Source organism: Thioalkalivibrio denitrificans (genome assembly GCF_002000365.1).
GTDB lineage: Bacteria > Pseudomonadota > Gammaproteobacteria > Ectothiorhodospirales > Ectothiorhodospiraceae > Thioalkalivibrio_A > Thioalkalivibrio_A denitrificans.
This window is the reverse complement of sequence record NZ_MVBK01000075.1, coordinates 1-1,277: the sequence shown is the minus strand read 5'-3', so window position 1 is coordinate 1,277 and position 1,277 is coordinate 1. Positions and strand designations below refer to the sequence as shown.

Genomic DNA, 1,277 nt, shown 5'->3' with positions numbered 1-1,277 from the left:
ATCAATGGCCTGCCGGTGATGATAATCACCGGCAGGCCATTGATGCGCTCGTGGATGGACTCCCGGATTTGGCGCAGGAGCATGAACCCGTTCATGCGCGGCATGACAAGGTCCGTGAACACCACCTGGACGCGGGGATCGTCCCGGACGATCTCCCAGCCCGTATCCCCGTCGTCGGCCTCCAGCACCTCGAAATCGTTGCTCAGCAGGCGGCGGATCGCCTTGCGCATGGTGGTGGAATCCTCCACCACCAGGATGCGGGGCTTCTCGATGGTATAGCTCTGTGCGCTCTCCGGGCGCTCGGCAATGGTCGCTGACATGGCCTCTCCTCCTCCGATTTCCGGAAGGTTATCACCAACATAGCGCCATGGAACATTGCGCCGGCTCACAAACATGACCGTTCGTCGGCCATTCGGCGGGAAATGCGCCGAATGGCCGAAGGTTAAAGGATAGAGGAAGGAGGCGGGAGGCGGGAGGATGAACTCAAGTCCCCCATTTAGAAGGATGAAGGTTGAATTCATCCTTCATCCTTCAACCTTCAACCTTCGCGCAGCGCAGCGCGCCTTCAGCTCGCTGCGCGCGACGCCCGCTTGCGCTCGTGTTCCAGCAGCAGCTTCTTGCGCACCCGGATGGATTTCGGCGTGACTTCCACGAGCTCGTCGTCATCGATGAACTCCAGGGCCTGCTCCAGCGTCATGCGGATGGGGGGCGTGAGGATGATGTTCTCGTCGGAGCCGGCGGCACGGATGTTGGTGAGCTGCTTGGCCTTAAGCGGGTTGACCACGAGGTCGTTGTCCCGGCTGTGCAGGCCGATGATCATGCCCTCGTAAACCTCCTCGCCGGGGCCGATGAACAGCCGCCCACGCTCCTGGAGGTTGAACAGTGCATAACCCAGGGCCTTGCCGGCCCCGTTGGCGATGAGTACGCCGTTGTTGCGCGCCGCCACGGCGCCTGCCCGGAACGGGCCGTAGCTGTCGAACACATGATGCAGGATGCCGGTACCGGAGGTGGCGGTGAGAAACTCGGTCTGAAAGCCGATGAGCCCGCGCGACGGCACCTTGTAGTCCAGGCGCACCCGGCCCTTGCCGTCGGGGATCATGTCCAGCAGTTCGCCGCGACGACTGCCCAGTTTCTCCATGATGGTGCCCTGGTGCTGCTCCTCCACGTCCACGGTCACCATCTCGTAAGGCTCTTCCTTCACCCCGTCACGCTCGCGCACGATCACCTCGGGGCGGGAAACGCCCAGCTCGAAGCCCTCGCGGCGCATGTTCTCGATG

The 1,277-nt window shown here is 62.7% G+C and carries 2 protein-coding genes; both read right to left on the bottom strand.

Annotation, left to right across the window (positions count from 1 at the left end):
- Positions 1 to 320 (bottom strand): response regulator (locus B1C78_RS12075; RefSeq protein ID WP_139349917.1); only part of this gene is annotated, 320 nt, incomplete at its 3' end.
- A gap of 245 nt (positions 321 to 565) precedes the next feature.
- On the bottom strand, positions 566 to 1,277 hold a 712-nt coding region (locus B1C78_RS12070; RefSeq protein ID WP_483887640.1), incomplete at its 5' end, for a large ribosomal subunit assembly factor BipA.